The 3,142-nt window shown below is 59.8% G+C and carries 3 protein-coding genes; 2 read left to right on the top strand and 1 reads right to left on the bottom strand.

Going from position 1 to position 3,142, the window contains the following annotated elements:
* Window positions 1-887 (bottom strand): LysR family transcriptional regulator (locus M5B96_RS32135; protein WP_248801162.1); only part of this gene is annotated, 887 nt, incomplete at its 3' end.
* 137 nt (window positions 888-1,024) lie between these two features.
* Between M5B96_RS32135 and M5B96_RS32130 the strand changes: the two genes are divergently transcribed.
* Window positions 1,025-2,338, top strand: a complete 1,314-nt coding sequence (locus M5B96_RS32130; protein ID WP_248801161.1) for an MFS transporter — start codon at window positions 1,025-1,027, stop codon at window positions 2,336-2,338.
* A 37-nt stretch (window positions 2,339-2,375) separates the two neighbouring features.
* On the top strand, window positions 2,376-3,125 hold the full coding sequence (locus tag M5B96_RS32125; RefSeq protein ID WP_248801160.1) for a creatininase family protein: 750 nt from the start codon (window positions 2,376-2,378) through the stop codon (window positions 3,123-3,125).
* Window positions 3,126-3,142: the final 17 nt, after the last annotated feature.

The following is a 3,142-nucleotide window of genomic DNA, read 5'->3' as shown; positions in this document are numbered from 1 at the left end:
TGCAGCATCCAGTTCAGCAATTCTTGCGCCGGCGCGGCCAGTGGTCGCCCGGACTTCACCAGCAGCTTTGCCTCGACCCCCAGCAATAGCGGATGGTTGATCAAGATCGCCGCCAGCTGGCCTTTCTCGATTTCCCGATAGGCCGCGAATTCCCCGGCCAACGACGCGAAATCCCCTGAAGCCACCAACCGCTTGAGGGCGGCGAGTGAGTTGCTGACCAGTGTCGGTCGGATTTCGATCTTCTCGGCATATTCAAGCATCTTGATCGCATGCCCGATACCAAACGTCGTCGGTGTCAGCACCAGTTTGCAGCCGAGGATATCCTCGACACTCACCACCGTTCCTCGCACCGCCAGCGGATGGTCAGGGCGAACCAGCAGCATCACCGGCTGTGGCGACGTGGCGCGATAGTCGATGTGCGGATGCGAGGGTGGGTTATAGGCCAGGCCGATGTGCGCGCGGTTTTCGGCCACTTCGTTCAACACATCGTCCACCGGCAGAATGTCCAGCGTGACATCGAGCTTGGGGTATTGCTTGCAGAACGGTGCGAGCACGTTGTCGACCAAAGCATCGACATAACCCTCGCTGATGACGACCCGCACATGGCCCTGCTGCAGGCCCTTGATCGCCTGCAGTTGGTCTTCGAGCTTCTCCTGGTGCGATCGATAGCCGCGCCAGAACTCGAGCAAATGCGCCGCCGCCTCGGTGGGCTGCACACCACGGGCCTGGCGCTCGAACAGCTTGGCGCCCAATTCCTCTTCCAGCAGCTTGATTTGACGGGTAATCACAGAGGGTGAGGTATTGATGCTCTCCGCCGCGCCCCGAATCGAGCCGTGCACCAGCACCTCGTGAAAGTAACGAAGTCGTTGTTGATTGATTTCCCGCATGCAGGTTTACCCGTCAGAAAAATTCCGTTGTCTGTAGAGCAACAGTACACGAACTTAGTTGCTATTGCTGCGGTAAACGAGTCGGCGCACCATTCCTTGGCAAGAACGTAAGCCAACAAAAATAATTGGAGACTCGTATGCCAACCTCTCTGGCGCCGGCAAGAAGTGATGCCATTTTTGCCCTCTACCACAAGCTCAACTGGCGGCTGTTGCCCCTGTTGTTCATCGGCTACGTCTTTGCCTATCTGGACCGCATCAATGTCGGTTTTGCCAAGCTGCAGATGCAAAGTGACTTGGGCTTGTCCGATGCGGCCTATGGCGCGGGCGCGGGGATTTTCTTTATCGGTTACGTCCTGTTTGAGCTGCCCAGTACCCTGATGCTGCCGCGCATCGGCGCGCGGAAAACCTTCAGCCGTATCCTTGTGCTGTGGGGCATCACCTCCACCTGCATGCTGTTTGTGCGCGACGTGCCGACGTTTTATGCCATGCGTTTTCTGTTGGGTGTATTCGAGGCCGGGTTTGCCCCGGGGATGATCTATTACCTGTCCCGCTGGTACGGCCCGAATCGCATGGCGCGGGCGATCGCAATCGTCTTCATTGCCGGGCCCGTTGGCGGTATTCTTGGCGGCCCGTTGTCCGCCTGGTTGATCACCACACTGGCCGGCGTGGGCGGCCTGGCTGGATGGCAATGGATGTTTTTGATTGAAGGGTTGCCGTGTGTGCTCTTCGGCATTCTCATGTATTTCGTGCTTTCGGATCGACCGCTGGATGCTCCCTGGTTGAACGCGACAGAAAAACAATTGCTGGAAGCCGAGCTGGGTGGGACGGCGGCGCGCAGCCATTCGTTCCGGGCGGTGTTGCGCGATCCGAAGATCTACGTGCTGGCGTCGGCGTATTTCTGCATCATCTTTTCGATCTATGCCATGAGCTTCTGGCTGCCGGCAATCATCAAGACCCTGGGCGTCAACGATACCCGGCAATTGGGTTGGTATGCGGCGATTCCTTATGTCGGCGCGGCCCTGGGCATGTACTGGATCGGGCGTCGCTCCGACCGGGTTGGCGAGCGGCGCTACCACTGCGCGGTGCCGGCGGCCATCGGCGCGAGCCTGTTGATCCTCTATCCCTTCGCCGGCGGCAACCTGGTGCTGTCGCTGGCGCTGCTAAGCCTGTCGATCAGTATGATGTTCATGGCCTACACGGTGTTGTGGGCGATGCCGTCCGAGCACATCCAGGGTGATGCGGCCGCGGGCGGTATTGCCTTGATCAACACCATCGGGCTTTGCGGTGGTTTCTGGGGGCCGGCCATGATCGGCTGGGCAAAAACCGCAACCGGCAGCCTGAACGCGGGGGTCGTTGCGGTGGGCTGTGTATTCCTGTGCGCGGCCTTCGTGATCATTTCGACCAAACCGCGAACGCGCAACAGCTCGGCCGTTGAATACAGAGCAAGTTGATCAACCCCCTGCAACTGAAATCAAAGAGGAAGCGACAATGCTTTTATATCTATCGACCTGGGCTGAGATCGGAGAGTTTCTCGAACGCAGCCGCACCATCGTGATCCCGATCGGTTCCAATGAGCAGCACGGCCCTACCGGCCTGTTGGGGACCGACTGGATGTGCCCCGAAATCATTGCCTGCGAAGCGCAAAAAAGCGCGGACATCCTGATTGCGCCGACCTTCAACATCGGCATGGCGCAGCACCATATCGGCTTTCCCGGCACCATCTCGCTGCGCCCGTCGACCTTTATTGCCGCGATCGGCGATTGGGTGCATTCGCTGGCGGCTCATGGATTTGAAAAAATCCTCTTCCTCAATGGGCACGGTGGCAACGTCGCGTCGATTGAGGCGGCATTCTCCGAGCTCTACGCCGAGGCCAGTTTTGCCCGACGCCCGGCGGGGTTTGCGCTGAAGTTGTGCAACTGGTGGGACCTCGAAGGGGTCGGCGACCTGGCCAAGGAACAGTTCCCGACCGGGCACGGCGTTCATGCCACGCCGTCCGAGATTGCCGTCACCCAATGGGCCTACCCAGACTCGATCAAAACGGCCGAGTACTCGCCGCGGATAGCGCCGTGGGGGCCTATCCGTGAAGCGTACGACTTCCGCGCGCGCCATCTGGATGGCCGCATGGGCTCGGACCCGGCGCAGGCGACACCGGACAAGGGGCGCGATCTGGTGATGATGGCCGCGCAGAGCCTGATTCGCGAAGTCGAGGCTTTCAGTCACGAGCCGATCCCGGGCTGACACAGGTTTCAACCCCA

The sequence above is a fragment of the Pseudomonas sp. MWU13-2105 genome, assembly GCF_023242315.1.
Classification (GTDB): domain Bacteria; phylum Pseudomonadota; class Gammaproteobacteria; order Pseudomonadales; family Pseudomonadaceae; genus Aquipseudomonas.
This window is presented reverse-complemented; position numbering and strand designations above follow the sequence as displayed.

Excerpts from the sequence above, each read along its gene's own strand:
- M5B96_RS32130 (WP_248801161.1), top strand. The coding sequence starts at position 1,025 with ATGCCAACCTCTCTGGCGCCGGCAAGAAGTGATGCCATTTTTGCCCTC.
- M5B96_RS32125 (WP_248801160.1), top strand. The coding sequence starts at position 2,376 with ATGCTTTTATATCTATCGACCTGGGCTGAGATCGGAGAGTTTCTCGAA.